The sequence below is a fragment of the Streptomyces sp. 5-10 genome (assembly GCF_014712245.1).
Classification (GTDB): Bacteria; Actinomycetota; Actinomycetes; order Streptomycetales; family Streptomycetaceae; genus Streptomyces; species Streptomyces violaceusniger.
Genome location: NZ_JACVYG010000065.1, coordinates 22951 through 48655, shown reverse-complemented (window position 1 = coordinate 48655; position 25705 = coordinate 22951). Strand labels below are relative to the sequence as shown.

Annotated in this window: 22 protein-coding genes and 1 pseudogene; 12 read left to right on the top strand and 11 right to left on the bottom strand. The window is 73.0% G+C overall.

Annotated elements, in window-relative coordinates:
• Window positions 1–73 precede the first annotated feature (73 nt).
• The 3 genes from IEJ02_RS41840 to IEJ02_RS41830 form a co-directional block, all read right to left on the bottom strand.
• On the bottom strand, window positions 74–664 hold the full coding sequence (locus tag IEJ02_RS41840) for an Ig-like domain-containing protein (RefSeq protein WP_191069568.1): 591 nt from the start codon (window positions 662–664) through the stop codon (window positions 74–76).
• A 487-nt stretch (window positions 665–1151) separates the two neighbouring features.
• Window positions 1152–2531 carry a hypothetical protein gene (locus tag IEJ02_RS41835; protein WP_370467215.1) on the bottom strand — a complete coding sequence of 460 codons (1380 nt, stop codon included), beginning with the start codon at window positions 2529–2531 and terminating at the stop codon, window positions 1152–1154.
• Window positions 2532–2799: 268 nt separating this feature from the next.
• Window positions 2800–3438 carry a LysE family translocator gene (locus IEJ02_RS41830; protein ID WP_191069566.1) on the bottom strand — a complete coding sequence of 213 codons (639 nt, stop codon included), beginning with the start codon at window positions 3436–3438 and terminating at the stop codon, window positions 2800–2802.
• Window positions 3439–3605: 167 nt separating this feature from the next.
• Between IEJ02_RS41830 and IEJ02_RS41825 the strand changes: the two genes are divergently transcribed.
• Window positions 3606–5666, top strand: a complete 2061-nt coding sequence (locus IEJ02_RS41825) for an ABC transporter ATP-binding protein (protein WP_223865331.1) — start codon at window positions 3606–3608, stop codon at window positions 5664–5666.
• Between the two features lie 39 nt (window positions 5667–5705).
• Here IEJ02_RS41825 and IEJ02_RS41820 read toward each other — a convergent pair whose 3' ends face one another.
• Window positions 5706–6215 (bottom strand): inorganic diphosphatase, encoded by a 510-nt coding sequence (locus IEJ02_RS41820; protein ID WP_191069565.1) that lies wholly within the window; start codon window positions 6213–6215, stop codon window positions 5706–5708.
• A gap of 83 nt (window positions 6216–6298) precedes the next feature.
• Window positions 6299–7000 (bottom strand): TetR/AcrR family transcriptional regulator, encoded by a 702-nt coding sequence (locus IEJ02_RS41815; protein ID WP_191069564.1) that lies wholly within the window; start codon window positions 6998–7000, stop codon window positions 6299–6301.
• A 120-nt stretch (window positions 7001–7120) separates the two neighbouring features.
• On the opposite strand from IEJ02_RS41815, the gene IEJ02_RS41810 reads away from it, so the two are divergent.
• Genes IEJ02_RS41810 through IEJ02_RS41800 form a run of 3 tightly spaced genes read left to right on the top strand, consistent with a single transcriptional unit; the run spans window position 7121 to window position 9074 of the window.
• A complete protein-coding gene (locus tag IEJ02_RS41810; protein WP_191069563.1) occupies window positions 7121–8176 on the top strand; it encodes a medium chain dehydrogenase/reductase family protein in 1056 nt (351 codons plus the stop codon).
• Window positions 8173–8397 (top strand): carotenoid oxygenase family protein, encoded by a 225-nt coding sequence (locus tag IEJ02_RS41805; RefSeq protein WP_191069562.1) that lies wholly within the window; start codon window positions 8173–8175, stop codon window positions 8395–8397. The genes IEJ02_RS41810 and IEJ02_RS41805 overlap by 4 nt, the downstream gene beginning before the upstream one ends.
• A gap of 44 nt (window positions 8398–8441) precedes the next feature.
• Entirely contained in the window at window positions 8442–9074 is a 633-nt protein-coding gene (locus tag IEJ02_RS41800) for a GntR family transcriptional regulator (protein ID WP_137977631.1), read from the top strand.
• Window positions 9075–9129: 55 nt separating this feature from the next.
• On the opposite strand, the gene IEJ02_RS41795 is transcribed toward IEJ02_RS41800, so the two are convergent.
• The 3 genes from IEJ02_RS41795 to IEJ02_RS41785 form a co-directional block, all read right to left on the bottom strand.
• The gene (locus IEJ02_RS41795) at window positions 9130–9525 is read right to left on the bottom strand and encodes a cupin domain-containing protein (protein WP_223865330.1); all 396 of its coding nucleotides are present in this window, start codon (window positions 9523–9525) and stop codon (window positions 9130–9132) included.
• Complete coding sequence (locus tag IEJ02_RS41790; protein ID WP_191069561.1) at window positions 9522–10331, bottom strand: carbon-nitrogen hydrolase family protein; 810 nt, start codon at window positions 10329–10331, stop codon at window positions 9522–9524. The genes IEJ02_RS41795 and IEJ02_RS41790 overlap by 4 nt, the downstream gene beginning before the upstream one ends.
• Window positions 10332–10545: 214 nt before the next feature.
• Window positions 10546–11901, bottom strand: coding sequence for an MFS transporter (locus tag IEJ02_RS41785; RefSeq protein ID WP_191069560.1), 1356 nt, complete (start codon window positions 11899–11901; stop codon window positions 10546–10548).
• 295 nt (window positions 11902–12196) lie between these two features.
• Here IEJ02_RS41785 and IEJ02_RS41780 point away from each other — a divergent pair, with 295 nt between their 5' ends.
• Window positions 12197–12922 (top strand): DUF2848 domain-containing protein, encoded by a 726-nt coding sequence (locus IEJ02_RS41780; protein WP_191069559.1) that lies wholly within the window; start codon window positions 12197–12199, stop codon window positions 12920–12922.
• Window positions 12923–13095: 173 nt separating this feature from the next.
• Here IEJ02_RS41780 and IEJ02_RS41775 read toward each other — a convergent pair whose 3' ends face one another.
• Entirely contained in the window at window positions 13096–13536 is a 441-nt protein-coding gene (locus IEJ02_RS41775; protein WP_137977635.1) for an SPW repeat protein, read from the bottom strand.
• A gap of 133 nt (window positions 13537–13669) precedes the next feature.
• A complete protein-coding gene (locus tag IEJ02_RS41770; RefSeq protein ID WP_191069558.1) occupies window positions 13670–14041 on the bottom strand; it encodes a 5-carboxymethyl-2-hydroxymuconate Delta-isomerase in 372 nt (123 codons plus the stop codon).
• A 133-nt stretch (window positions 14042–14174) separates the two neighbouring features.
• On the opposite strand from IEJ02_RS41770, the gene IEJ02_RS50080 reads away from it, so the two are divergent.
• Window positions 14175–14306: a hypothetical protein gene (locus IEJ02_RS50080; protein ID WP_256649896.1), complete on the top strand. Its 132-nt coding sequence runs from the start codon at window positions 14175–14177 to the stop codon at window positions 14304–14306.
• A gap of 72 nt (window positions 14307–14378) precedes the next feature.
• A complete protein-coding gene (locus tag IEJ02_RS41765; protein ID WP_191069557.1) occupies window positions 14379–14951 on the top strand; it encodes a winged helix-turn-helix domain-containing protein in 573 nt (190 codons plus the stop codon).
• 146 nt (window positions 14952–15097) lie between these two features.
• Here the strand turns inward: IEJ02_RS41765 and IEJ02_RS41760 are convergent, their stop codons facing one another.
• Window positions 15098–17296: an MMPL family transporter gene (locus IEJ02_RS41760; RefSeq protein ID WP_191069556.1), complete on the bottom strand. Its 2199-nt coding sequence runs from the start codon at window positions 17294–17296 to the stop codon at window positions 15098–15100.
• A gap of 238 nt (window positions 17297–17534) precedes the next feature.
• Between IEJ02_RS41760 and IEJ02_RS41755 the strand changes: the two genes are divergently transcribed.
• The 5 genes and pseudogenes from IEJ02_RS41755 (at window position 17535) to IEJ02_RS41740 (ending at window position 25559) form a co-directional block, all read left to right on the top strand.
• The gene (locus tag IEJ02_RS41755) at window positions 17535–18809 is read left to right on the top strand and encodes a sensor histidine kinase (RefSeq protein WP_191069555.1); all 1275 of its coding nucleotides are present in this window, start codon (window positions 17535–17537) and stop codon (window positions 18807–18809) included.
• A gap of 76 nt (window positions 18810–18885) precedes the next feature.
• Window positions 18886–19161 (top strand): annotated as a pseudogene (locus IEJ02_RS49420) (hypothetical protein); the annotation flags it as partial.
• A 70-nt stretch (window positions 19162–19231) separates the two neighbouring features.
• Complete coding sequence (locus IEJ02_RS41750) at window positions 19232–19879, top strand: LuxR C-terminal-related transcriptional regulator (RefSeq protein ID WP_191069554.1); 648 nt, start codon at window positions 19232–19234, stop codon at window positions 19877–19879.
• 139 nt (window positions 19880–20018) lie between these two features.
• A complete protein-coding gene (locus IEJ02_RS41745) occupies window positions 20019–23153 on the top strand; it encodes an alpha-N-acetylglucosaminidase (protein WP_191069553.1) in 3135 nt (1044 codons plus the stop codon).
• 462 nt (window positions 23154–23615) lie between these two features.
• The gene (locus tag IEJ02_RS41740; RefSeq protein WP_191069552.1) at window positions 23616–25559 is read left to right on the top strand and encodes a hypothetical protein; all 1944 of its coding nucleotides are present in this window, start codon (window positions 23616–23618) and stop codon (window positions 25557–25559) included.
• Window positions 25560–25705: the final 146 nt, after the last annotated feature.

Genomic DNA, 25705 nt, shown 5'->3' with positions numbered 1-25705 from the left:
TCCAGCTCCGTCCGAGCCCCCGCCCCCGCCCCGATGGGCGGGGCGGGGGCTCGGTGGTGTGGGGGAGGGAGCGTCAAGCCGCCGGGTTGACGGTCTGGGTGTCCGTGCCCGAGGACGGCAGGAAGCTGGTGTCGCCGTTGTAGAGGGCGATCACGGGGTGGGTGCCGACGCCCAGGGTGTTGAGGGACAGCATCGCGACGCCTCCCGACAGTGGCTGGACGAAGGCGCCGCCGCCGGAGCCGCCGATGACGAAGGTGACCGTGCCGGTCGGGACGCCCGCGCCGGGCGCGACCGGGGTGACGGTGGCGGTGAACGTCACCGAGCCGCCCAGCGTGGACGGATCCGGCGAGGAGGACACCGATGTGGTGGTGGCCGACTGGACGACGAGGATGACGTTGGCGCCGGTGGACGGGGAGAAGTTGGTGTCACCGTTGTAGTTGCCGAGGACGGCGTGGGCGCCGACGCTCAGGTTGGGGACGGTGACCGAGGTCGTACCGCCCGACAGCGTCCCGGTCACGGTGGGGCCACCGGTGATGACGAAGGTGACGTCGCCGGTGGGGGTTCCGGTGCCGAGCGGGATCACGGTGGCAGTGAGCGTGACCGACTGTCCGAAGGTGGCGGGGTTGGGTGAGACCGTGACCAGCGTGATCGTGGGCGTAGCCATGGGTGGCCCTCCAAGTGGTGTGGGGTGGTGGGCCGTTACTCGCCACGCGTGCGGGAACACGGCGCGGCGGCGCATCGGCGGTCAAGGGGTGCGCGCGTACGGCGATCCACGCGGGGGCGTCCCGCGTCGCCGTCCCCCGGCAGATGGGGAACCCACCGGTCTGTAGCACCAGTAGGCGCGCGACACGCCGCCACCCGCCAGGGATGTGCCGCCGAATTACCCCGGATGGCGCAGCGCTCGGCGGCCTTCCCCGCGCACACCATCCGCCCCGTGCGGCGCGCGTTCCCCGTGGTCAGGGCACCGCGTACGCACCGCGCACGGGGCGTGTCGCGGGGTTGCCGCGTTGGCGCATTGTGGCGTCGGCGCGTGCCGCGTTGGCGCGGTGTGGCGTTGGGGCGGTGTGGCGTTGGCGCGGTGTGGCGTGCGCACCGCCACCGCGTACCGGGCGGGTTGCCGCGCTTGCCTCGGGCGCGTCGGCCCGGGGTGGTCAGCCGTCGCCGAAGCCGCCCCCGAAGCCACCGCCGTCGCCGAAACCGCCGCCATCGCCGAAACCGCCCCCGAAGCCGCCATCGTCGAAGCCACCGCCGGAGTCACCACCGGAGTCGCCGCCGTCCCCGCCGTCGCCGAAGCCACCGTCGAACGCACCGGTCCCGTAGTCGGGGCCGAGGGACCCGCCCAGCAGCGTGCCGGCCAGCAGCCCGGGCAGCAGCATCGAGCCGTAGCCGCCGAAGTAGCCGCCCGCCCAGGGCCCGTAGGCCGGACCGGCGTCCCAGTACGGGCGGTGCCGGTCGCCGCCGACCGGGACGGTGCGGGCGTCCGGGTAGAGGCCGTCGTCGACGCGGGTGGCGTCCGCGGCGCAGGCGGGGACGGAGCGCTGGGTGCCGCCCGGGGGTGCCCACGGGACGTCCCGGACCGAGGGGCCGTGGCGCGGGTCGAAGAAGCACGGGGGCCGCCGCTGGGGCAGCGGGCCGCCCTCGCGGCGGGCTTCGAGGACCGCCAGCGCGAAGCGGCCCTCCTCCAGCGCCTCGGTCACCGGCCGTACGTCCCCGGGCCGCCGGGCAGCGGCCGACCTGGCCTTCGCCTCCTCGTAGGCGTCCAGGGCACGGCCGTAGTCGTCCGCCATCTCGGGGGTGGACGCCGGGTCGGCGGGGTCGAAGCGGGTCCCGCTGAGCTTCTCGCCGTACGCGGTGATGTCCTCCTCGACCGCACCGCGCACCTGCTCCAGCTCGGCCCGTTCGCGCTCGCGGCTCTGCTCGCGGGTGCGCCGCAGCATGAACAGGCCGCCTCCGCCGACGGCGGCCAGGACGATCAGCACCGCCACCGCGTCCCCCACCGACATGGTGGAGCCCCGCGCGCCCTGGTCGCCGCCGGTCCCCTGGCCGGTCCGGTCGTGGATCGCGGTGGCCGTGTCGGTCACGAAGCCGTTCAGGACCGCGGCGAGGTCGTGCGGGTGCTGCCGCAGGTTCCGCTCCGCCAGCGCCCGCGAGGTGCGTCCGGGCAGCACCGAGGTGTCGGATGCCGCCCCGAAGGAGGAGCCGAGCGCCACCGCGTAGACGCCGGGGCGGTCGACGGCGGCGCGCAGCCGCCCGAAGACGCGCTCACCGCCGTACGCGGGGTTGTCTGGCAGAACGGCCACGTAGACCGGCACATCCGCCTTGCGGATGTGTGCCACCAGAGCGCGCGCCTGTCCGGCGCTCAGGGCGTCGGAGGCGCCGGAATCGACGTACACGGGGCTGCTGCGCAGCGCCTTGCCGATCTTGTTCACATCCGTTTCGGCATGAGCGCCCCCGGCGGTGAGCAGCACCGCCGTCAGGGCGACGAGGATGGCCAGCAGGAGCGTGCCCCATCGTGGCGTCTTGCCGGACACACTTCGCATTTACCCGCATAGAGGGCAGGTATGCGCCGGTATGCCTCTCAGCGCCGCATGGCTGACCCCATACGACGCGGCGCCGCTCCCCCTCAGCGCACCTCCCATCCCACGCACGGCGCGCATGGCCCGCCATCACCTGCCCGCGCACGCTTGGCGCGCATCACGTGACGTCACGCGCATCACGTGGCGTCAGAGGAAGCGGCCGCTGGCCAGGCAGGGCGCCGCAGACGGCCGACGCCGCATCGCGGCACTTCCAGCGGAGCGCTTAGTCCGCGCGGCCGGTCGCGGCGACGGTGACGCCGAGGCCGATCATGGAGAGTCCGCCGACGCCACCGACCATGGCGAGGCGCCGCGGGGAGCGGGCGAACCAGGTGCGGGCGGTGGCCGCGGCCAGGCCCCAGACGCTGTCGGAGACCACCGCGATGGCGTTGAAGACCAGCCCGAGCAGCAGCATCTGCAGCACCACATGCCCCCGCTCGCGGTCGACGAACTGGGGCAGTACGGCGGCGAAGAACACGATCGTCTTGGGGTTGGCCACGCCGACCGCGAACCCCTCCCACAGCGTGCGCAGGCCTCCGCGGGCGGGGCCGTCGCCGGTGAAGGCGGCCTGCAGCGAGCGGCGCTGCCGCACCGCCTTGACCCCCAGGTACACCAGATAGGCGGCGCCCACCAGCTTCAGCGCGGTGAAGACGAGGACCGAGCGCTCCACCACCGACCCGACGCCCAGCGCCACGGCCACGACCAGCGCATACGCCCCGAGCGTATTGCCGACGACCGTGGTCAGCGCGGCGCGGCGGCCCTGGGCCAGTGCCCGGCCGACCACGAAGAGCACGCTCGGACCGGGGATCACGATCAGCAGGAACGACATGGCCGCGAAGGCGAGCAGTCGGTCGATGGACACCATGAAGCGCATCGAAGCACGCGACCGGCGCGCGACTCCAGCGCTTTTCCCGGTCGCGGGACGCGCTCCACGATCGGTGGACCTCGTCGTAAACGCTGGACGCCCGGGTCCCGGTCTGCGGCAGTCTGAGGCATACCGAATGGAAAACACACCCTCAGGGGGGATTTGCGATGTCTCGCACCACGGAGCAGGAAGAACAACCACCAAAACAACCATCGGCCCAGCCGTCGGAACCGCCGTCGGAACCGCCGGCCGAGCGGCCCGGCGAGGAGTTACGGTTCCGGTCACCCACGCTGACGGCCCTGGAGAAGCGTCCCGTCACCACCCGGGCCATGGCCCGCCGACTGCCCCAACTGGTGCGCCGCTCCCTGGCGTTGGCCTGGAAGGTGGACCGTAGGGCGGTGGTGACGCTGCTGGTGTGCCAGGCGTTGTCGGGGTTCTTCGAGGCGTTCGGGCTGCTGGCCACCACCGGCACGATCACGGCGCTCATCTCCTCCGGCCACATCACCGACCGGCTCCGGGACGCGCTGCCCTCGATCGCGGTCCTGGCGGGGGCGGCCGGGCTGCGGGCGCTGCTGGGGATCGCGGTCAACAACGTCTCCAGCCGGCTCTCCCCGCGGATCTCCCGGGAGGCCGAGACCCAGATGCTGAACGCGGCGATCAACGCCGAGCTGGCGGCGTACGACAACCCCGGGTTCAACGACAAGTGGGACGCGGCGGACCGGGGCGCCGAGGTGGCGCAGGATCTGATCACCGAGTCGCAGCAGCTCATGGCGTGTCTCTCGTCGCTGATCGCGGCGGCGGGCGTGGTCACCGTGCTGCATCCGGCGCTGCTGCCGCTGTTGCTGCTGGCCGCGCTGCCGCAGGGGATCGCGGGGATGAAGGCGGCCCGGGTGCAGTACGAGACCAGTCGTGCGATCAGCGCGGACCGGCGCACGCTCGGGCTGCTGCGCTGGTACATGGTGGACAAGGACATCGCCGATCAGCTCCGTTCCGGCACCATGGCGGAGTTCCTGCTGAAGCGGTACCGGGCCATCGGGGCGCGGGTGGACGCGGCCACCGACAAGGCGGTGCACCGGGGCGCGCGGTACGCGGTGCTGGGGGCGCTGGCCGGAGGGCTGGCGTCCGGGCTGGTCTGGGCGTCGCTGGCGCTGCTGCTGGGCGCGGGGCAGATGTCGGTGGCGTCGGCGGGTACGGCGGTGTTCGCGCTGCGAACGGTCGGCGCCTCGCTCCAGGGGATGGTCGGCTACGGGACGCGGCTGTTCCGTACGGGGCTGTATCTGGACGACTGGGCGGAGTTCATCGAGGAGGCGGGCGGGCACCGGATGCGGCGCGGCGCCCTGGTCCCGGCGGCGCCGCGGGTCATCAGGGCCGAGGGGCTGACGTACGCCTATCCGGAGTCCGACGCCCCGGCCCTGGACGAGGTCACGCTCGAGGTGCGGCGGGGCGAGGTGCTCGCGCTGGTCGGGGAGAACGGCTCGGGCAAGACCACCCTGAGCAAGCTGCTGACCGGGCTCTATCTGCCCACCAAGGGCATGGTGACCTGGGACGGCGTGGGCGTGGCGGAGCTGGATCCGCAGGCGATGTGGCGGCATACGGCGGTCGTGCCGCAGGACTACGCGCACTGGCCGCTGTCCGCGCGCGACAACATCACCCTCGGCCAGCCGCACGGCGGGGACGGGCGGGTCCGGGAGGCGGCGGTCCACTCCGGGGCGCAGGAGGTGGTGGACGGGCTGCGCAGCGGTCTTGACACCCTGCTCGCCCGGCAGTGGTGGGGCGGGGTGGAGCTGTCCGGCGGGCAGTGGCAGCGCATCGCGCTGGCCCGCGCGTTCCACCGGCCCGCGGGGCTGCTGGTGATGGACGAGCCGACCAGCGCGCTGGACGCCCGCGCCGAGCACCGGATCTTCGCGGGGCTGCGGCGGATGGCGGAGGACCGCGCGGTCGTCCTGGTGACGCACCGGCTGGCGAACGTGGCCGTGGCGGACCGGATCGTGGTGCTGGAGCGGGGGCGGGTGATCCAGCAGGGCACGTTCGCTGAGCTGACGGGGTCCCCCGGGCTGTTCCGGGAGCTATGGGAGCTCCAGAACGACCGCGGAGTGCCGGAGAACGGCCGAGGGCTGCCGGAGAACGACCGCGGGGTGCCGGAGAACGACCGCGGGGTGCCGGGGAACGACGGTGGGGTGCCGGGGAACGACCGCGGGGTACCGGCGCCGCGCGGGGAGGCGCCCTGAGCGTCCGCCCTGTCCAGGGGCCGGCGCCGCCGGTCACGCTCAGGGGCCGTGGAACCGGCCGGTCTCGGCCGCGCGGGCGCGGGAGGCGGCTATTTCGGCGTAGGCCCGGTCGCGCCCCTCCCAGTGGGAGCCCTCGACGGACTTGCCGGGCTCGAGGTCCTTGTAGACCTCGAAGAAGTGGGTGATCTCCATCCGGTCGAATTCGGGGACGTCATCGATGTCCTGCACGCCGACATAGCGCGGGTCATGGGCCGGGACGCAGAGGATCTTCTCGTCCGGGCCCTGCTCGTCGCGCATGCAGTACATGCCGATGGCCCGGCAGAGGATCACACAGCCGGGGAAGGTCGGCTCGGCGACGGTGACGAGGGCATCCAGCGGATCGCCGTCCCGGCCGAGGGTGTGGTCGACATAGCCGTAGTCGGCCGGGTACTTCGTCGAGGTGAACAGCATCCGGTCCAGCCGGATCCGGCCGGTCTCATGGTCCATCTCGTACTTGTTGCGGGACCCCTCAGGGATCTCCACGACCACATCGAACTCACCGTGCTCCATCGCGGCCTCCGGTCCCCGTCGCGCTCCGGTGTCCTTCCAGTGTGCGCCGGGGCCGCCGGGCGGGCAGCTCGGACCGGGGCGCCTCAGCCGCCCCGCACCAGGGCGTCGATCTCGGCCTCGAAGAGGACCGAGGGATCGAACCCCATGCCCGTGAACTGGCCTTGCACATCAAGGCTGATCACGCCGTGGAGCCGGGTCCAGGTGCGCAGCGCACGGCCCTTCAGCTCACCGCCGGGCTCCTCCCCGGGCACCCAGGAGCCCACGCCCTCGAGATGGCGCGCCAGTTCGGCCTCGAGCTCGGTGAGGGGCTGCTGCTCGTGGCTCGCGGTGGCGCCGTGCGCGGTGGCGCCATCGGCACCGCCGACGGCGGAGCAGGCGTCGAAGATGGTCCGCATCATCCCGGCCGCGATCTCGGCGGTCTCCGGCGGCGCGTGGTAACCGGGCACCGGGGTGCCGTAGATGAGCAGATAGCGGTCGGGCTGGCGCTTCGCCCAGTCGCGCATGGCGCGGGCCATGGCGCGGAAGCGGTCGGCGGGGGCGGCGCCGGCGACGGCCTGGGCGAGGGTTTCGGCCAGATCGCGGTAGGTGTCGGTGATCAGCTCGGTCAGCAGCTCGTCCCGGCTCGCGAAATAGCGGTAGAGCGCGGGGCCGGTCATCCCCATCGCCTTCGCGATCGCGTTCACCGAGATGCCCGCCGGGCCCGACTCGGCCAGCTGGGCCAGGGCCACGGCCTTGGCCTCCTCCCGGGTCTGTTTGCGATAGCGCTCTCGCCGTGCTGTCGCCATGGACGCGCCTCCCGTGCGGCTCTTCGAGTTCGGACTTGACACCTCGAGAGTAACAGGTTCATTGTTTAGTTAGAAGCTCTCACAGCAGCGAGAACACCTCACACCGAAACGAGGTCAGCCGTGATCACCGAAGTCGTTCTGCCGGGCCAGGTGGAGCCCGAAGGGCTCGAGCTCCGCACCCGCCCGCTGCCCGAGCCCGGTCCCGGGCAGGCGCTGGTGGCCGTCGAGGCGTCGGGGGTCTCCTTCGCGGAGCAGCAGATGCGCCGCGGGAAGTACTACGACCAGCCGCCGTTCCCCTTCGTGCCCGGCTACGACCTGGTGGGCAGGGTGGTCTCGACCGGCCCCGGGGTGGATCAGGCCCTGCGCGGGCGCCGGTTCGCGGCGCTCACGAAGATCGGCGGCTGGGCCAGCCACACCCTCGTCGACGCGGGCGACCTGGTGGAGGTCCCCGAGGGGGTGGACGCGGCGGAGGCCGAGACGGTGGTGGTCAACGGGATCACGGCCTGGCAGATGCTCCACCGCGTCGCCAAGGTGCGCCCCGGCATGACCGTGCTGGTCCACGGGGCCAACGGCGGGGTGGGCACCACCCTGGTCCAGCTCGCCCGCCATTCGGGCATCAAGGTCATCGGCACCGCCTCGCCCCGCCATCACGACGCGGTGCACGCCCTCGGCGCCACCCCGCTCGACTACCGCGATCCGGATCTGCCCTCCCGGGTGCGGGCGTTGGCGCCGGGCGGGGTCGACGCGGTCTTCGACCACGTCGGCGGCGAGGGCATCGTGGACTCCTTCCGGCTGCTCGCCCGCGGCGGCACGCTGGTCTCCTACGGTACGGCGGCCACCCGGGACGTCCCCGGCTCGTCCCGGGCCCCGGTGCTCAAGCTGCTCGCCCGGCTGGCCCTGTGGAACCTGCTGCCGAACGGACGGCGGGCGCACTTCTTCAACCTCTGGGCCGGACGGCGGCGCCGGGCCGCCTTCCAGGGGCGGATCCGCGCCGACCTGGGGCAGGTGCTGGCGCTGATGGCGAAGGGCGAGTTCACCGCACTGGTCGCGGCGAGGATTCCGCTCAGCGACGCCGCGAAGGCGATGCGGCTGGCCGAGTCCGGCACCGTCGCCGGAAAGGTGGTCCTGGTCGCGGACGAGGACGCCCGCCGGAGCGGCGAGGAGGGCGCGCGATGAGCGACCGGTTCCTCGGCCGCCCCGCCGCCTCTGCCAGCCCCGCCGACCCCGCCACGCCCAACGGCCCCGCCACGCCTGACGGGCCCGCCAGGCCCGACGGGCTGGACGCCCGGGACATCACGGCCGCCCCCATCGCCACCGTGGAGCCGCCCCACCGCGTCCCCGCGGGCATCCACGGCTCCTGGATACCCGATCTCCCCGACGCCGCCACCGGTCCGTGATAATTTTCGTATACGAGTTGTATGCGAAGCAGCATGGGGGCCCAGTGCCAGCGCAGTCCGGACGAGAAAAGGCGTACGCGTTCCTCAAGGAGACCGTGCTGACCGATCCCGACATGCAGGGCAGGTTCCTCACCGAGCAGGAGATCGCCGACCGGATCGGCATCTCCCGGACCCCGATCCGTGAGGCCCTGCTCCTGCTGGCGGCCGAGGATCTGGTCCAGCTGGTCCCCAAGCGGGGTGCGCATATCGCCCCGCTCTCCGGCCGGGAGATCACCGAGCTGATGGAGCTGCGCGGGATCGTCGAGCGCCACGCCGCCGAACGGACCATCGAGGCGGGCACGGTGCCGGTCGGGAAGCTGACGGAGCTGCTGGAGCGGCAGCGTGAGCTGATGGGGCCGGAGCAGGCCAAGGAGTTCATCGCCGTCGACCACCTCTTCCACGCGACCATGGTCGCCGCGGTGGGCAATGAACTCCTCAACCGGCACTACGACGGGCTGCGCAGCCGCCAGATCCGGGCCGGGGTGGTGGCCCTCTACACCCAGACCGGCCGCCAGGAGGAGGTGCTCGGCGAGCACCGGGCGATCCTGGACGCGGTGGCCTCCGGAGACACGGAGGCCGCCCGCGCGGCGATCAGCGCCCATCTGGGGTCCACGCTGAAGGTGCTGCTCGCCGGGTGAGTCACGACCCAGGGGTGAGTCACGACCCTGGGTTGGGCCACCGCCCAAGGGTGGGTCACCGGCCGGTCGGCGCCTTCGGATAGGTGATGACCAGCATGGTGACGCCCTCCTCGGAGACCCAGGGGCCATGCGGCATCCCCGGCGGCCGACAGGCGTAGAAGCCGCGCGAGAAGGTCTCGCCCAGGGTCAGATCGCGCATGCTGCCCTCGAGGAGGTAGACCTCCTCCCAGCCGTCGTGGCGGACCACCCCGGACGGGGAGGTGTCCGTCCCGGGTTCCCAGCGCACCAGGGCGGTGGTGTGGGTGCCGCTCCCGTCCGTGGCCAGGATCTGTTCGCTGACCCCCGCGGCCGCGCCCGGCGGCCGCTGCCAGGGAGCGGAGGGCAGATGGAACTCGTACTCCGGTTTGGCCCCGGCGGTGCCGCCCATGGCCGTACGCCCAGCCTCGCTCATGACTGTCCGCCCAGCCTGCGGTTGGCCAGGACGGACACCGTGCGGCGCACCGCGGTGACCTCCTCGGTGTCCACCTCCCCCACCAGCAGCCCCGGACCCGCGTCCAGCCGCTCCCGTACGGTGCCGTCGGGGCCGATCAGGGCGCTGTGGCCGATACCGGTGGGGGCAGAGGTCGCGGCGGTCAGGCCGGACGCCTCCGGGTCGGCCTGGCCCACGGCCGCCAGCCATACGGTGGCGTCCAGGGCCCGCGCCCGGGTCAGCAGCTCCCACTGCTCGCGCTTGCCGGGCCCCGCGCCCCAGGAGGCGGGCAGCAGCGAGACCACCGCGCCCGCGTCGGCGTGGGCCCGGAAGAGCTCGGGGAACCGTACGTCGTAGCAGGTGGCCAGGCCGATCCGGACGCCGTCGAGGTCGAAGGTCACCACCTCGGAGCCCGGGGCCACGGTCTTGGACTCGGCGAAGCCGAAGGCGTCATAGAGATGGATCTTGTCGTAGGAGGTCTCCACCCCCGGGCCGGTGGCCAGCAGGGTGTTGGTCACCCGGCCGTCGGGCGCCGGGGTGAACATCCCGGCCACGACCACCAGCCCGGCGTCCTTCGCGATCTGCCGGACCTCGGTGGCCCAGGGGCCGTCCAGCGGTTCGGCGATGGGGCCGAGCCGGGTGCCGAAGCAGGCCATGGCCGCCTCCGGAAAGGCGACCAGACGCGCCCCGGCGGCCGCCGCCCGCTGGGTCTCCTCGCGCAGCAGGGCGAGGTTCGACGCCGGGTCGGGGCCCGTGGTGATCTGGCTCAGTGCGATGCGGAGGGGCATGGCGGGTGCTGCCTCATTTCCTGGTCGGAAGCGTCGGAGAGACGGAGGGTCGGAGGGTATCGGAGGGTCGGAGTGCGGTCGGGGTTCGTGGTCCCGGCGGTGGCACGCGGCCCCATCCCGCCCCTTCCCCGGTACGACCCGCTTTACAGCTCCGCGCGGCGGGGCGAGACGGGACGGGGCAGGACGGGCGGGACGGGGCAGGACGGGACGGCGGTCAGGACACGGTCGTGGAGGCGGTGGAGCCGACGGGAAGCGGCTCCGGCTCCTCCTCCTCGGCGGCGGACGGGTCCCGGCCCAGCCAGAGGCCCGCCACCGTGACCGCTGCCGTGACCGCGATGTAGACGGCCAGCGGCACCCAGGCGTGATAGGCCCCCAGCAGCGTGGTGAAGAGCAGCGGCGCGATCGCGCCACCGATGAGCCCGGCGAGGGTGTAGGCGAGCGAGGAGCCGGTGTAGCGCAGCCGCGGGGAGAACTGCTCGGCGATGAAGGCCGCCTGCGGCCCGTACATCAGCGAGTGGATCACCAGCGCGCCGACGACCCCGAGGGTGAGCAGCGCCCAACTGCCGTCCGCGACCAGCGGGAAGAACAGGAACGGCCAGACCCCGGCGGCCACGGCCGCGCCCCCGTACAGCAGCCGCCGGTTGACCCGGTCCGAGAGCGCCCCGGCCAGCGGCATGAGCACGACCTGCAGCGAGGAGCCGATCAGCACGGCGGTGAGCGCCGAGCCGCGTGACATGTCGAGTTCCTCGGTGGCGTAGGTGAGCACGAAGACGGTGAACATCGCGTACAGCACATCGGGGGCGACCCGGCTGAGGATCGCGGCGGTCAGCGCCCTCGGCTGGGTGGTGAACACCTCGCGCAGCGGCGCCTCCGGGCGGTCCTGCGCGGCCTCCATCGCCTTGAAGACCGGGGTCTCCTCGAGCTTGGCGCGGATCCACAGACCGAACACCACCAGGGCACCGGAGAGCAGGAACGCCACCCGCCAGCCCCAGCTGGTGAACTGGTCCTCCGTCAGCGCCGCGCCCAGCGCGGCCAGGACGCCGTTGGCCAGCAGATTGCCCGCCGGCGGGCCGACCTGCGCGGCGGAGGCGTAGAAGCCGCGCCGCTTCGGATCGCCGAACTCGCTGGACAGCAGCACCGCGCCGCCCCACTCACCGCCGACGCCGACGCCCTGCGCGAAGCGCAGCAGCACCAGCGCGGCCGGGGCCGCGACGCCGACCGTGGCGTAGGTGGGCAGCAGCCCGATCAGCAGGGTGGCGCCGCCGATGAGCACGAGCGTCGCGATGAGCACCTTCTTGCGGCCGATGACATCGCCGAGCCGGCCGAAGACGAAGCCTCCCAGCGGCCGGGAGACATAGCCGACGGCGTAGGTGGAGAACGCCAGCAGGGTGCCGGTGGTGGGGTCCTTGGAGGGGAAGAAGAGATCGCCGAAGACCAGGGCCGCGGCGGCGGAGTAGACGGCGAAGTCGTACCACTCCAGGGCGGTGCCGGTGAGGCTGGCGACGAAGGCGCGGCGGACCCCGGACCGGTCGGCCCGGGGTGGCGTTGCGCTCGATGCGGTGGGCTGCATATTCCGTCCTCGAGGTGGTGCATGAGGCTTACGGGATGGTACGTGGCGTTTTCGTGGTGGTGCGGTGGATGGGGGGTTGCGCGGATCGACCTTCCGGCATACTTGTTGTATACCAAGCGTATGCGCAACCCCTCCGGAGGAAGTTAACCGCTTCGAAACCGCGAAAAGCGCGGTCACCCGCGGCAGCGGGTCACCGCGCGGCACGCGCAGAAACCGCAGATCGCCCCACCAGCAGATCGCCCCACCAGCAGATCGCCCCCACAAGCCCCATCGCGCCCTGGAGAGCACAGCACTCATGACAACGAAGCCGTCGCAGCCCGCAGCACAGTCCGCCCCGTCCTCGCTCACCTTCGAACTCCCCGACGGCTCCCTGCGCCACGTGGAGGTCGTCCAGGTGCTCAACGCGGGCTACGCGGGCCGCAGCCAGGAGGACGTGGCCGCCCATGTGGCCGAGCTCGCCGAGCTGGGCGTGCCCGCACCCTCCGTGACACCCGCCCTCTACCCGGTCTCCCCCTACCTGGCCCAGCAGACCGGCCGGGTCAGCGTCCAGCACGCCCGCACCTCGGGCGAGGCCGAGTGGGCGCTGGTCGTGGCCGCGGACGGGGAGCTGCTGCTGACGGCGGCCTGCGACCACACCGACCGGGAGCTGGAGGTCCACGGCGTGGCCTGGAGCAAGAACGCGGCCCCCGATGTGCTGGCCACCCGCGCCTGGCCGCTGTCCGATGTGACGCCCCGCCTCGACGACCTGACGCTCCGCGCTTGGGTCACTCACGACGGCGAGGAGACCGAGGTGCAGAACGGCACCCTGGCCGAGCTGCTGCCGCCCGCGTACTGGGTCGAGGTGCTGCGCGAACGCGGTGACCTGGTGCCCGGCACCGTGCTGATCTCCGGCACCATTCCGATGGCCGAGGGCGTGGACCAGTTCGCCGGGCGCTGGCGGGTGGAGCTGGGCGACCCGGCCACCGGCCGGACCATCGAATGCTCCTACGACGTGGTCCCGATGCCCGAGCCGATCGGCTGAGACCCGCACAAGAGCCCACACAAGAGCCCACCCCAGAGCCGCACCGAGCCCACGCCTGGAGCCCGCACCAGAGCATGGGCGACGCGCGAAGGCCGTCCGCCGCTACCGCCCCGAGGGGCATGCGGTGGACGGCCTTCGCCGCTGTCCAGACGGTTCGGTGATTCAGCGTCCGGTCAGGTTTCCCTGCCCTTCCGCATCACCATGCCGGCTGCGATCAGGCCGAACAGGCAGGTGACGGCACCCACGACGACATTGTTCGTGATGATCCCGGCATCGGCGCCCCGGGCGACCACCCAGGGAGAGATGATCATCCACACACCGATCGCGGACATGGCCCAGCACAGGCTGTACATCCTCCTCGGCGCCGTGGTGAGGCCGAGCCCCAGCAGGGCGATGGTGATACCGAGGATGAGGTTGTTGACCATGAGGTTGGGGCTGGTGCCCGAGAAGTGCACCACCCAGGGAGAGATGGCGAAGTACAGACCGGCGAGAAGCACCGGCCCGTCGAGGAAGACAACGTCCCGCGCGTCCATCATGCGTGCGTAGCGCTCCCGCATCTCGGATACGTCGGGGTGGCCCGTTATATCGCCTCTCGCACGTGAGACGTCGGCCATTCGACTCGCCTCCTTCGATCCATGCAAGTCTGACCGCACAGTGCGGTAAAAACACCGCACCACCATTGTGCGCCTCGCCTTGGTATATAGGTAGATGCCAGATTTGCACTCAAAGGTGTACCGTGCGCCTCCGTCAGGCGGGATGGACCGCCTCGTGCTTCTCGTAGCAGTCCCGGTCGAGATCGCGTACATCGACGGTGGTCTGCACCGTCAGCCCCGGCACCGGCGACACATGGGCGCGGGCCACCTCCACCACCGCGGCGGACAGCTCCCGCTTGGTCTCCGCGTCACGCCCGGACAGGATCGACACCTCGATGTGGATCATGGCGAGGTCCTCGGCGCCGTCCGCGAGATGGGCCTCCTCTATCCGCCGGAACCGGGTCTTGCAGCCCGCCACCGCCGTGTCGACGGTCTTGGCGACCACCGGGTGCAGGGCGGCACCGAAGCCGGGGCGGTCGAACGCGTCGGTCAGGGTGTCGGAGTATTCGACGACGATGTGCGGCATGGGCTTGCGCTCCTCAAGGGGTACGCGGCGGCCTGCGGCGCTTTCGGCGCGGGGCCTCTTACCGGGGCATCGTCGCACCTCTTCCCCGTCAACGGCCGAGCGCCCCGGGCCCGGTATCTGCTTCAATAGGGCCATGGCCAGCCTCCATGACATCGCGACGGGTCGTTACGACCTCGAGCCGTTCTGGCCGTCCCGGCAGGCGCACCACTTCGACCGCGAGTGTTGCCGCGCATCCGATGCGCGGGCCCGCTCGCTCGGCCGCTGATCTCTCCGTCCGGCCGCCCAGCCCGCGCGCACGACGTCCACTGACGCCCTCTCGCGCGAAAGAGCTGACCTCATGACGAACCTCCGTGGCCTGTCGTCCGCCTCCGCTCCCGCGGCCCCGACCAGCCCATCCGTCCCACCCGCCCGCCAGCGGCTGCGAGCCGTCGCACCGGACGAGGTGCCACCGGTCGCCGATCTGCTGCACCCCGGCGCCACCTGGCTGCCCGCTCCCCCGCACGCCCTGCCCACACTCCCCGGCCATCCGCCGATGGTCGGCTATCTGGTGCTGGTCCCGGCCGACCGGCAGCCACCCGAGGCGGCGGGGCCGGCCACCGAGGGGGCTCCGGCGGTGACGGGTGACGAGCTGATCCGGATAGACCCCGACCAGCGCACCGCCGAGATCGCCGGGCGGCCGCTGGACCTGACGTACCTCGAGTTCGAGCTGCTGAGCCATCTCGTCGCCCATCCGCACCGGGTGCACACCCGCGATCAGCTGGTGACCACGGTGTGGGGGTACGGCCATGTCGGCGACGGCCGGACCGTCGATGTCCATGTGGCCCGGCTGCGCCGCAAGATGGGCCGCGAGTACCGGGGGACGATCGTGACGGTGCGGCGGGTGGGGTACAAGTACGTGCCCACCGTCTGAACGCCTTCATGAACCCCTTCCGAACGCCTCGATGAACCCATGACGCCCGCCGTGGCGGGCAGGCCAGGAGCCTGTCCGCCACGGCGGGCGCGTGCGGTGCGGGCCCAGGACCTTATCGGATCCGGGACCTCATCGGGTCCGGCACCTCAGCGGCCCGCCCCCACCAGCGGCGGCCGCGGCCGCTCCACCGGCTGCTCCTCGCCGTGGCCGACGCTCGGCAGCCACCGCAGGGCGCGCGGCAGATACCAGTTGCGCTCCCCGAGCAGCGCCATCACCGAGGGCAGCAGCACCATCCGCACCAGCGTGGCGTCCACCAGCACCGCGACCGCGAGCCCGACGCCCATCTGCTGCATGTCCTGCATCCGCAGCAGGGCGAAGACCGCGAACACGGCGACCATGATGGCGGCCGCCCCGGTGACCGAGCCCGCCGTCGTCCGGATGCCCTCGCGGATCGCGTCCCGGGTGGCGAGCCCCCGCTGATGGGCCTCCCGGATCCGCGAGACCACGAACACGTGGTAGTCCATCGACAGCCCGAAGAGGATGACGAGGACGAACAGCGGCATCCACCCCTCGATCGCCCCGGCCGGCTCCATCCCCAGCCACTCCGCGCCCCAGCCGTGCTGGAAGACGGCGGTCATCGTGCCGTACGCGGCGCCCACCGACAGCAGGTTGAGCAGGATCGAGACGATCGCGATCGGCAGCGACCGGAAGCAGAGCAGCATCAGCACGAAGGTCACGGCGGCGATGAAGAGGAAGACCGGGGCGATGTCCGTCTTCAGCTGGTCGTTGAAGTCGCGGCTGGAGGCGAGCTCACCGGTCACGTACACCCGGTCGGAGACCGGTCCGAGGATCCTCGGGGCCAGATCCTCCTTGAGCGTGTCCAGGGCGCGCCGGGAGGTGGCGTCCTGACCGTCCCCGGCCAGCGGCACCTCGATCCGGGCCACCCCCTTCGTACGGTGCGCCTCGACGTCCACCGTCTTCCCGAACCGCCCGGACGCGGCGAGCTCCTTCCTGAAGTCCGCCACGGCCGCGTCGAAGCGGGCGGAGCCGACCTCGCCGGAGCGCAGCACCACCTCGGCCGGGGCGGGGCCGCCGGGGAAGGAGCCGGTGATCTCCTGGTACGCCACGGTGATGGCGGCGTCGGAGCCGAACTGCTTCTCCAGGCCGAGCTGTTCGGTCTTCATCCCGAGGGCGGGGGCGCACAGCACCAGCAGCAGCGCGCCCGATACGGCGGCGAACAGCTTCGGCTTGGCCAGGACGGGCCGCATCAGCTTGCCGGAGAGACCACCGCTGGCGTGCACGCCCTTCTTCCGGCGGCGGTTCAGCAGCGGCACCCGCCCGGCGTCGACCCGGTCGCCCAGCCAGGACAGCATCGCGGGCAGCACGGTCACCGAGCCGAGCATCGCCATCAGCACGACCAGGATGGTGGCGGCCGCGAAGCCGTGGAACAGCAGCAGCCCGGACAGGAACATCCCGGCCATCGCCAGCATGACCGTGACCCCGGAGATCAGCACCGCCCGGCCGCTGGTGGCGGCCGCGATCCGCAGCGCGGTTCCGGCGTCCCGGCCCGCGGCCCGCTCATCGCGCTCCCGCCGCAGGTAGAACAGCGAGTAGTCGACGCCGACGGCCAGGCCCACCAGGAACATCACCGAGTTGGTGGAGTCGAACAGGGGCAGCTGGTGGCTGACGAGGGCGAGCAGTCCGAAGGTGCCGACGCAGGCGGTCACCGCGAGCAGCACCGGCAGCAGCGCGGCCACCAGCGCCCCGAAGACCACCAGCAGAATGCCCAGCGCCAGCGGTACGGCCGTCAGCTCGGCCTTCTTGAAGTCGTCGGTCAGCATGTCGTCGAGCCGATGCTGGGCGGTGGCGTCGCCGAACTCGTAGGCCACGAAGCCCGGATGGGCCGCTTCGGTCTTCTCCACCGCCTCGACGACCGGCCCCACCCGCTCCCCGGCGGTGTCCGGGTCGCCCTTCATCTCAAAGCTGATCAGTGCCTCCCGGCCGTTCTCCGAGCGCACCGGGGGCTGGACGCGCACCGTCTCGCCGGTCCGCTCCAGCCGCGCCGAGAGGTCGCGGGCCGCGTCCCGCCAGCCGTCCGGGCGGTCGCCGCGCAGCATCACCATCTCTCCGGCCGGGGTCTGGAGGCCCGCGTCCTCCAGGATCTTCTCGGCACGTGCGGAATCGCCCGCACCATTCTCGGAGTTGGTCATCTGCCGGGACCCCGACATCCCGCCGACCACGGCGACGACCACGACGAACAGCAGCCATCCGATGATCGCGGTCTTGCGGTGGCGGGTGGACCACCCGCCCAGCCGCACGGCCAGGCCCTTCCTCGTTGCGCTCATGGCGTCTCTCCCCGTGAGGTACGGACGGAACAGGTCATGCCACGACGCTAGAAATCCGCAGGTCCGCGCCCCAGCCGGGCAGCCACCCTGTCGCCGAGCCATAGGGCGATGCGGGGAGGTGGTGCCAGGTACACCCCGGGACGGTGTCCGGCCCCCGTGTCCGGGCGGCGGGCCGCTGCCAGACTGAGGAGGCCCGCGGGTGCGGGCACCAGGTTCCGACCAGCGAGGGGGAAGCCGGATGAGGGCACGTAGAGCGCTGATGGCCTGCGCACGGGGGTTCGCCGTCTCCTGGCTCGCGCTGGTGTCGATCGCCCTGTCCGTGCTGACGATCCTGTCGATCAGCTTCATCCTCCTGGGTATCGGGGTGTTCACCACCCCTCCCCTGATCCGCGCGGTGCGGGCGCACGCCAATCGGCGCCGGCTGCTGGCCGCCGCCTGGTCCGATGTGCGGATCCAGCTGCCGTACCGCCCGCTGCCGACCGATCGGCGCTCCGGGGTCACCGGGCAGGTGGAGCTGTGCACCTTCCTGCTGAAGGACCCGGCCACCTGGCGCGATCTGCTGTGGCTCCAGGTCGACATGACGGCCGGGTACGCCATCGCGCTGCTGGCCTTCGCCTTCATGCCGTACGGGCTCGAGGGATTCGTCCTGGCCGCCGGGGTGTGGAAGCCGATCGTGGACGCGGGCGGCACCTACTGGTACACGTTCCTGCCCATCGACTCGCTGGGCACCGCCCTGCTGGCCGTCCCGGTCGGCGTCGGCTTCATCGCCCTCGGTTCGGTCCTCTCCCCCGTCCTGCTGCGCGGCCACTTCCTGCTGGCGCGCGCCTTCCTGGACCCGACCCCGCACATGGCGCTCGAGCAGCGGGTGCGGCGGCTCACCGAGACCCGGCACGACGCCGTGGACACCTCCGCCGCCGAACTGCGCCGCATCGAGCGCGATCTGCACGACGGCGCCCAGGCCCGGCTCGTGGCGATGGGCATGAGCCTGGGCACCGTGGAGGCCCTGATCGAGAAGGACCCGGCCAAGGCCAAGGAGCTGCTTGCCGCGGCCCGTACGAATTCCGCCGAGGCCCTGTCCGAGCTGCGCGACCTGGTCCGCGGCATCCATCCGCCCGTACTGGCCGAGCGCGGCCTGGGGGACGCGGTGCGCGCGCTGGCGCTGCGGATGGCGGTGCCGGTGGAGGTGGACGTGGACCTCACGGGCCGTCCCGAAGAACCGGTCGAGTCGGCGGCGTACTTCGCGGTCAGCGAGGTGCTGACCAACGCGGCCAAGCACGCGGGCGCCTCGCGGATGTGGCTGGACATCCACCACCAGGACGGCATGCTGCGCATCACCGTGACCGACGACGGCCGCGGCGGCGCGGTGATCACCCCGGACGGCGGGCTGAGCGGTGTCGAGCGGCGGCTGGGCACGTTCGACGGGGTCCTCGCGGTCAGCAGCCCTCCTGGCGGGCCCACCATGGTGACGATGGAGATCCCCTGCGCCCTGGCGGCGCAGGGCACCGCCAGGTGACCCACCGCCGGGTGACCCACCGCCGGGTGACCCACCGCCGGGGAAAGTCCGGCGGCGGGACGCGGTGCGCCGGGATCGCGAGGGCTTCCTGGAGCGGATCGCCCCGCGGCTCACCCGGCTGGGGCGGCTGCGGCTCCAGGGGCAGCGCGCGCGGCCGGGGCCGACTCCGTACGGGCGGACCTGGCCACCATGCCGCTGACCCGGCTGGCGACCTATGTGCTCTCGCTCCCGCTGGACGAACGGGCCGCGCGCCGCGCCGAGTTGACCGCCGCGCTGCGCGCCGCCGCACGGCGCACGGCGGGCGCCCGGATCGGCCGCCTGGGGCCGGAGCGCGGCGGTCCTCGACGACACCGCACAGCGGTACATTCGTCGGATTCGGTCACGTCCCCCACCCAGGGGCCCGAGGACGTCATGGAGCAGCCGTGCGTGTTGTGGTCGCCGAGGACCTGTTCCTGTTGCGGGACGGGCTGGTGCGGATGCTGGAGGCGTACGACTTCGAGGTCGTGGCCGCCGTGGAGAGCGGGCCCGAGCTGAGCAAGGCGCTGGCCGAGCTGGATCCGGAGGTGGCGGTGGTGGATGTGCGGCTGCCGCCGTCGTTCAGCGACGAGGGGCTGCAGTGCGCGCTGGCGGCGCGGCGGGCCCGGCCGGGGCTGCCGGTGCTGGTGCTGTCGCAGCACGTGGAGCAGCTGTACGCGCGGGAGCTGCTCGCGGACGGCAGCGGCGGCATCGGCTATCTGCTCAAGGACCGGGTCTTCGACGCCGATCAGTTCATCGACGCGGTGCGGCGGGTCGCCGCCGGGGGCACGGCGATGGATCCGCAGGTGATCTCGCAGCTGCTGGACCGGCGCGCCCAGGACCGGCCGCTGGGGCGGCTGACGCCGCGCGAGCAGGAGGTGCTGGAGCTGATGGCGGAGGGGCGGTCCAACACGGCGATCGCGGCGCGGCTGTTCGTCACCGAGCGGGCGGTCGCCAAGCACACCTCCAACATCTTCGGCAAGCTCGGCCTGCCGCCGTCGGACGACAACAACCGGCGGGTGCTGGCGGTGCTGGCCTACCTCGACCGGGGCTGAGCCGCCGGAGCCGGTCGGCCGTGACCGGCCGTGGCCCGGCCGCGACCCGGCCTCCCGTGCGCCCCATTGCTCCCACCCCACAACGCTGGTTAAGTGCCTTGTCCATATGACCCATTGGCCGTTGTCCGTTGGGGGGCGCATGAGCGACCTGAGCAGACGCACGCTGATCGGAACCGCCGGAGCACTGGGGGCCGGGGCCACGCTGGGGAGCCGGTTACCGGCGATGGCCGACGAACCGCACGAGGCACAGGACACCGCCGTGACCGCATTCGACACCGCTCCCGCGCGCGCCGCGCTGCGACGGCTGCTGCCGGACCACGCCGATCAGTTCCGGCTGGTGGCGCTGGAGAAGCGGGGCGCCGAGGAGCGGTTCGAGGTCGGCGGGTCCGCGGGGCGGCTGACGGTCTCCGGGACCAGCCCGGCGGTGCTGCTCACCGGGGTGCACTGGTACCTCAAGTACACCTGCCACGCCCAGATCACCTGGTCCGGCGATCAGCTGAACCTGCCGAAGAAGCTGCCCGCGCCCGCCCGGCGCGTCACCCGCTCGACCGCGCTCCCGCACCGCTTCGCGTTCAACGACACCCATGACGGCTACACCGCGCCGTTCGCCGGGTGGGACCAATGGGAGCACCTGATCGACATCGCGGCCCTGCACGGCTGCAACGAACTCCTGGTCACCGCCGGTCAGGAGAGTGTCTACCACCGGCTGCTCCAGGACTTCGGCTATACGGACGACGAGGCGCGCGCCTGGCTCCCCGCCCCCTCCCACCAGCCGTGGTGGCTGCTGCAGAACATGAGCGGTTACGGCGGCCCGGTGTCCCCCGCGCTCCTGGCCACCCGCACCGAGCTGGGGCGGCGGATCGCCGACCGGCTGCGGGAGCTGGGCATGCGGCCGGTGTTCCCCGGCTACTTCGGCACCGTCCCGGACGGCTTCGCGGACCGCAACCCGGGTGCCCGTACGGTCCCGCAGGGCGACTGGAACGGGCTCAGGCGGCCCGACTGGCTCGATCCGCGCACCGAGGTGTTCCGGAAGGTGGCCGCCGCCTTCTACCGCCATCAGGAGGAACTGTTCGGCGAGGCCGAGCTGTTCAAGATGGATCTGCTGCACGAGGGCGGCGACCCCGGGGACGTCCCCGTGCCGGAGGCCGCCCGCGCCGTGGAGACCTCGCTGCGGACCGCCCGCCCCGGCGCCACCTGGGTGATCCTCGGCTGGCAGGAGAACCCGCGCCGCGATCTGCTGGACGCCGTCGACCACGACCGCATGCTCATCGTGGACGGTCTTTCGGACCTGGACACCGTCACCGACCGGGAGCGGGACTGGGGCGCGGTGCCGTACGCGTTCGGCACCATCCCCAACTTCGGCGGCCGCACCACGATCGGCGCCAAGACCCACATGTGGACCAAGCGGTTCACCGTATGGCGCGACAAACCGGGCAGCAAGCTCGTCGGCACGGCCTATATGGCGGAGGCGGCCGAGCGGGACCCGGCCGCGTTCGAGCTGTTCAGCGAGTTGGCGTGGCGGGACGAGGCGGTGGACCGGGCCGAGTGGTTCCGCTCCTACGCCGATGTGCGCTACGGCGGCCGGGACACCAGGGCCCGCGAGGCGTTCGCCGCGCTGCGCGACACCGCGTACGAGATCAGCAGCAAGGACGGCCGCCCGCACGACTCGGTGTTCGCCGCCCGGCCCGCCCTGACCGCCCGTTCGGGCACCAACTACGCCACCCACACCCCCGCCTTCGACCCGGCCGGGTTCGACGTGGCCTTCGCGGCGCTGCTGGGTGTACGCGCCGGGCTGCGCGACAGCGACGCCTACCGCCACGACCTCACCGACATCGCCCGGCAGGCGCTGGCCAACCGCTCCTGGCAGCTGATCCCGCAGCTCCAGGACGCCTACGACCGTAAGGACCGCACGGCCTTCACGACGCTGTCCCGGCTGTGGCTCAAGCTGATGCGGCTCAGCGACGACATGACCGGGGCCCACCGGCGGTTCCTGCTGGGCCCGTGGCTCGAGGACGCCAAGCGGATGGCGTCGGGCGAGGAGGAGTCGGCCCAGCTGGAGCGGGCCGCGCGCACCCTCATCACCACCTGGGCGGACCGCGCCACGGCCGACGGCGGCAAGCTGGCCAACTACGCCAACCGCGACTGGAGCGGCCTCATCGCCGACTTCCACCTCCCCCAGTGGCAGTCCTATCTGGACGAGCTGGAGGACGCGCTCGCGGAGAACCGTCCGCCGCGCTCCTTCGACTGGTTCGCCGTCGAGGAGCCGTGGACGCGGGAGCGCAAGAGCTATCCGGTGCGGCCCACGGCGGACGCCCACCGCACCGCCCAGCGGGTGTACGAGGCGCTGGCCAAGGCCCCGTACCAGGGCACGCTGACCGTCACCGCCGAGCCCGCCACCCTGCCGCCCGGCGGCTCCGCGTCCCTCACCGCCGCCCTGCGCAACGTCAACGGGCTGCGCCCCACCGGCCGCGTCGACTTCGACCTCACCGTGACCGGCCTTGACCCGTCCCCGGTCGGGCCGACCCGGCTGCCGAGCGTCCCGGCGGGCGGCACGGGCGAGGTCCACTGGCGCGCCACCGCGCCCGACGAGCCGCTGGAGCGCCCGCTCAAGCCGCTGCCGTACGAACTGGGCGTGACGTACGGGCCGGAGGGCGAGGAGCGGGTACGGGCGGTGCGCACCGGGACGCTGTGGATCGCCGGACCGCTGGCGGACGGGCTGAAGACGGTCACCAACAGCGGTGCGGCCTTCGGCCAGTTGGACGAGCGGTTCGCGATCGACGGCGCGGGCCAGGACCTGTGGAAGGGCACCGCCGAATTCGGCTCCGTCTACCGCGATGGCGTCCTTACGGTGGGCACGGCCATCACCGTGAAGGTCGACGCCCAGGCGGCCACCGGGCCCTGGGCGCGGGCCGGGATCATCGTCCGCGACGACCTCGCCACGGCGGGCTCCCCCGGCTTCGTCAACCTCTCCGTCACCCCGGCCAACGGTGTCGTCCTGTCGTACGACTCGGGCGGCGACGGCACGCTGGACACCTACCAGCGGATCACCGGCGTCAAGGCGCCCGTACTGCTGCGGCTGACCCGCGCCGCCGCCACCTCCTACACCGGCGAGCTGTCCACGGACGACGGCGCGAGCTGGCGGAAGGTGGCCACGGTGACGGCACCGGGCGGGGCGGCCGCGCAGGACGCCGGGATCTTCATGAGCGCGGCGAACGGTGGTACGGGGGCCCGGGGGACGGTCGAGTTCAGCGGCTGGAGGACGAGTACGCCGTAGCGGGTTCGCGCCGGTGGCGGGGCGGGGGCGCAGGGGGTGTCCGGCGGTACGCGTACGCCTGCGGCGGGCCCACGCGGCGGAGCCGCATATCGGTGCTTCCCCCTCCCCGCCCCTTCCCGAAGCATCGATATGCGGCTCCGCCGCGTGGTGGGGCTCCGCCCCAGACCCCGCTCCTCAACCGCCGGGCGGGCTGATTTCAGCCCGTCCAGGGGGCACCTCCCAGCGGTAGCTGGGGGAGATTGAGGACACGCCCGAAGGGCGTCCGGGGTCTGGGGCGGAGCCCCGGTTCGGGGTCTGGGGCGGAGCCCCCCACGCGGCGGAGCCGCATATCGTCAGGTGTCGGGAAGGGGCGGGGAGGGGGAAGCACCGATATGCGGCTCCGCCGCGTGGGCCCGCCGCAGGCGCCAAGTCCCGCCGGACACCCGTAGGTGACCAACCCGGCCCGCCACTCGTTCACGACACGTGGACCAGCAGCAGGCGACAGTCGCCACCGACGACGAAACCACCGGCCTGATCGACGTCGAGCAGGCCGAGGCCGCCATCGTCGAGCACTACCCGCGGCTGGTGCGGCTCGCGTATCTCATCCTGCCGCCGGGCATCGGGCGCACCCGCCGGGTGCTCGCGGCGCATGCCCTCGCCCAGCGCGCGCTGCCCCGTAACCGGGGCTACGACACCGGCCCGGACCCGCACCCCGATGTCGAACTGCCCTGGCAGCGCGGGACGAAGGGCCCGGGCGCCGACACCACCGGATACGCCTATGTGCGGCTGCGGGTGCTGCGCCTGGCGCTGCGCGCGGCCCGGCAGCGGCCCTGGTGGCAGCGGCCCCCGGCGCTGCCGCAGGTGTTCGGGCTGCGGCTGTTCCCGCGCTCCGGCGGCGCCGATGAACTCGCCCTGGAGAAGGCGCTGTCGGAGCTGTCCGCCCCCGGCCGTGCCGCATACGTCCTGCTCGAGCTGGAGCAGCTCGACGAGCACGAGACGCGCGGCCTGCTGCGCGCCGCCGGGGTCGCGGACGCGCGGGAGGCGCTGGACGAGGCGGAGTCGGTGCCGGAGCCGGCGGGCAGCCGGGACGCATCGCTGCTGGAGTCCGCCGAGTTCGACCCGTGCTCGCTCCAGGCGCGGCCCACCGATCTGATGCGCCGCCGCCAGCATCTGCGGGCGGTGCTGGTGGCCGTGGTGGCGCTGGTGGTGTGCGGGACGCTGCTGGGGATGCCGGGGCGGGGCTGGGGGCCGAGCGGCGCCGCCGCGCCCTCGTACGCCCGCAATCCGGCCTCCGAACGCGCCCTGGACCCCGATCGGTTGACCCGCGCCGCGCCCGACGCCTGGCGCACCGCGTCCCGCGCCGACTTCTCCTCCTGGCCCGCGCGCGGCGACCGGGTGCGGGACACCGCGCTGCTGCGCCGCGCGCTCGCCGTCTGGGCGCGGCCGGGCGGCTCGGTGCGGGTGTCGGCCACCATGGGCACGCAGTCCGGGCCGCCGTCGGGGCCGCCGCAGCTGCTGTTCGCGGGCGAGGTGGACCAGGTCACGGTGGTGCTGCTGTACGACGGGCTGCGGGTGGCGCGGTACGCGGAGGCGCGCGAGGGCGGCGCGGTCGCGCTGGACTTCGCCCGGCTGGACGCCGCGGACGCGGGCACCTCGACCGCGCTGGTCCTCAGCCGTACGGACGGCAACGTCCGCTATCTGACCGCCCCTTGGGTGCGCCACGCCTGGGTGCGGGACCTGCTGCACCCGGCCGGGGTGCCGCGTCCGCTGCGCCGCACCGGGGACGGTGTGACCGACCCGGTGCGCACCGTTCCGCGGCTGCGCCCCTGCCGAGGCTGGCCCGCGCTCCAGTTCGGCTCGCGGCTGGTGGCCGACCTCGGCGAACTGGCCCCGGCCCGGCTCACCTACGGCACCCCCGGCGCCGGGGTGCGCGATGTGGCGGGGCGGGCGGCCCGGGCGAGCTGGGCCAGGACCGGGTGCCGGCTGGCGATGATGCGGGCGCGCGGGGTGCGCTCGGTCAACACCTGGCGGTTCGCCGCCCAGGCCCTGCCGGAGGCGGGCGGCCACGCGGCCTGGCTGTGCACCCGCGCCGACACCTGGCGGGGCACGGGCAGCAAGGTGCTGGCCCAGTTCCAGCCGTGGGACACCCGCCGGGGCAAGGCGGGTGCGGTCGCGGCCGGTGCCGACAACTCCCCCGCCTGCGGCCCGCGCGAGCCGCGGGTACTGGCGGGGGTGCTGTGGAAGGCGCGGTCCGGCCACTGGTACCTGCTGGCCGCCGGAAGCCGCCAGGTGACCGGGATCGTCGCCACCGGCGGCGTCCGGGGCCGCTCCTACGGCCGCGGCCTGACCCTCCCCGCGAAGGCGGGCGCCCGCGCCGACCTCAAGGCCCGCCTGGCGAACGGTGACCGGATGGGCTCCCTGCGCTAGGGGGTACGGCGGATCTTTCCCCTCCCCGCCCCTTCCCGCTACCAGGGGCTCCGCCCCTGGACCCCGAGGCCCGTGGCGGAACCCCGGACGCCCCCTGGGGCGCTGGCACGCGAGAACGGCGGGGCCCTGGCGACTGGGGCCAACGG

Coding starts and splice junctions, on each gene's coding strand:
- IEJ02_RS41840 (WP_191069568.1), bottom strand. CDS start 664: ATGGCTACGCCCACGATCACGCTGGTCACGGTCTCACCCAACCCCGCC.
- IEJ02_RS41830 (WP_191069566.1), bottom strand. CDS start 3,438: ATGGTGTCCATCGACCGACTGCTCGCCTTCGCGGCCATGTCGTTCCTG.
- IEJ02_RS41825 (WP_223865331.1), top strand. CDS start 3,606: ATGTCTCGCACCACGGAGCAGGAAGAACAACCACCAAAACAACCATCG.
- IEJ02_RS41820 (WP_191069565.1), bottom strand. CDS start 6,215: ATGGAGCACGGTGAGTTCGATGTGGTCGTGGAGATCCCTGAGGGGTCC.
- IEJ02_RS41815 (WP_191069564.1), bottom strand. CDS start 7,000: ATGGCGACAGCACGGCGAGAGCGCTATCGCAAACAGACCCGGGAGGAG.
- IEJ02_RS41805 (WP_191069562.1), top strand. CDS start 8,173: ATGAGCGACCGGTTCCTCGGCCGCCCCGCCGCCTCTGCCAGCCCCGCC.
- IEJ02_RS41795 (WP_223865330.1), bottom strand. CDS start 9,525: ATGAGCGAGGCTGGGCGTACGGCCATGGGCGGCACCGCCGGGGCCAAA.
- IEJ02_RS41790 (WP_191069561.1), bottom strand. CDS start 10,331: ATGCCCCTCCGCATCGCACTGAGCCAGATCACCACGGGCCCCGACCCG.
- IEJ02_RS41785 (WP_191069560.1), bottom strand. CDS start 11,901: ATGCAGCCCACCGCATCGAGCGCAACGCCACCCCGGGCCGACCGGTCC.
- IEJ02_RS41780 (WP_191069559.1), top strand. CDS start 12,197: ATGACAACGAAGCCGTCGCAGCCCGCAGCACAGTCCGCCCCGTCCTCG.
- IEJ02_RS41775 (WP_137977635.1), bottom strand. CDS start 13,536: ATGGCCGACGTCTCACGTGCGAGAGGCGATATAACGGGCCACCCCGAC.
- IEJ02_RS41770 (WP_191069558.1), bottom strand. CDS start 14,041: ATGCCGCACATCGTCGTCGAATACTCCGACACCCTGACCGACGCGTTC.
- IEJ02_RS50080 (WP_256649896.1), top strand. CDS start 14,175: ATGGCCAGCCTCCATGACATCGCGACGGGTCGTTACGACCTCGAGCCG.
- IEJ02_RS41765 (WP_191069557.1), top strand. CDS start 14,379: ATGACGAACCTCCGTGGCCTGTCGTCCGCCTCCGCTCCCGCGGCCCCG.
- IEJ02_RS41760 (WP_191069556.1), bottom strand. CDS start 17,296: ATGAGCGCAACGAGGAAGGGCCTGGCCGTGCGGCTGGGCGGGTGGTCC.
- IEJ02_RS41755 (WP_191069555.1), top strand. CDS start 17,535: ATGAGGGCACGTAGAGCGCTGATGGCCTGCGCACGGGGGTTCGCCGTC.
- IEJ02_RS41745 (WP_191069553.1), top strand. CDS start 20,019: ATGAGCGACCTGAGCAGACGCACGCTGATCGGAACCGCCGGAGCACTG.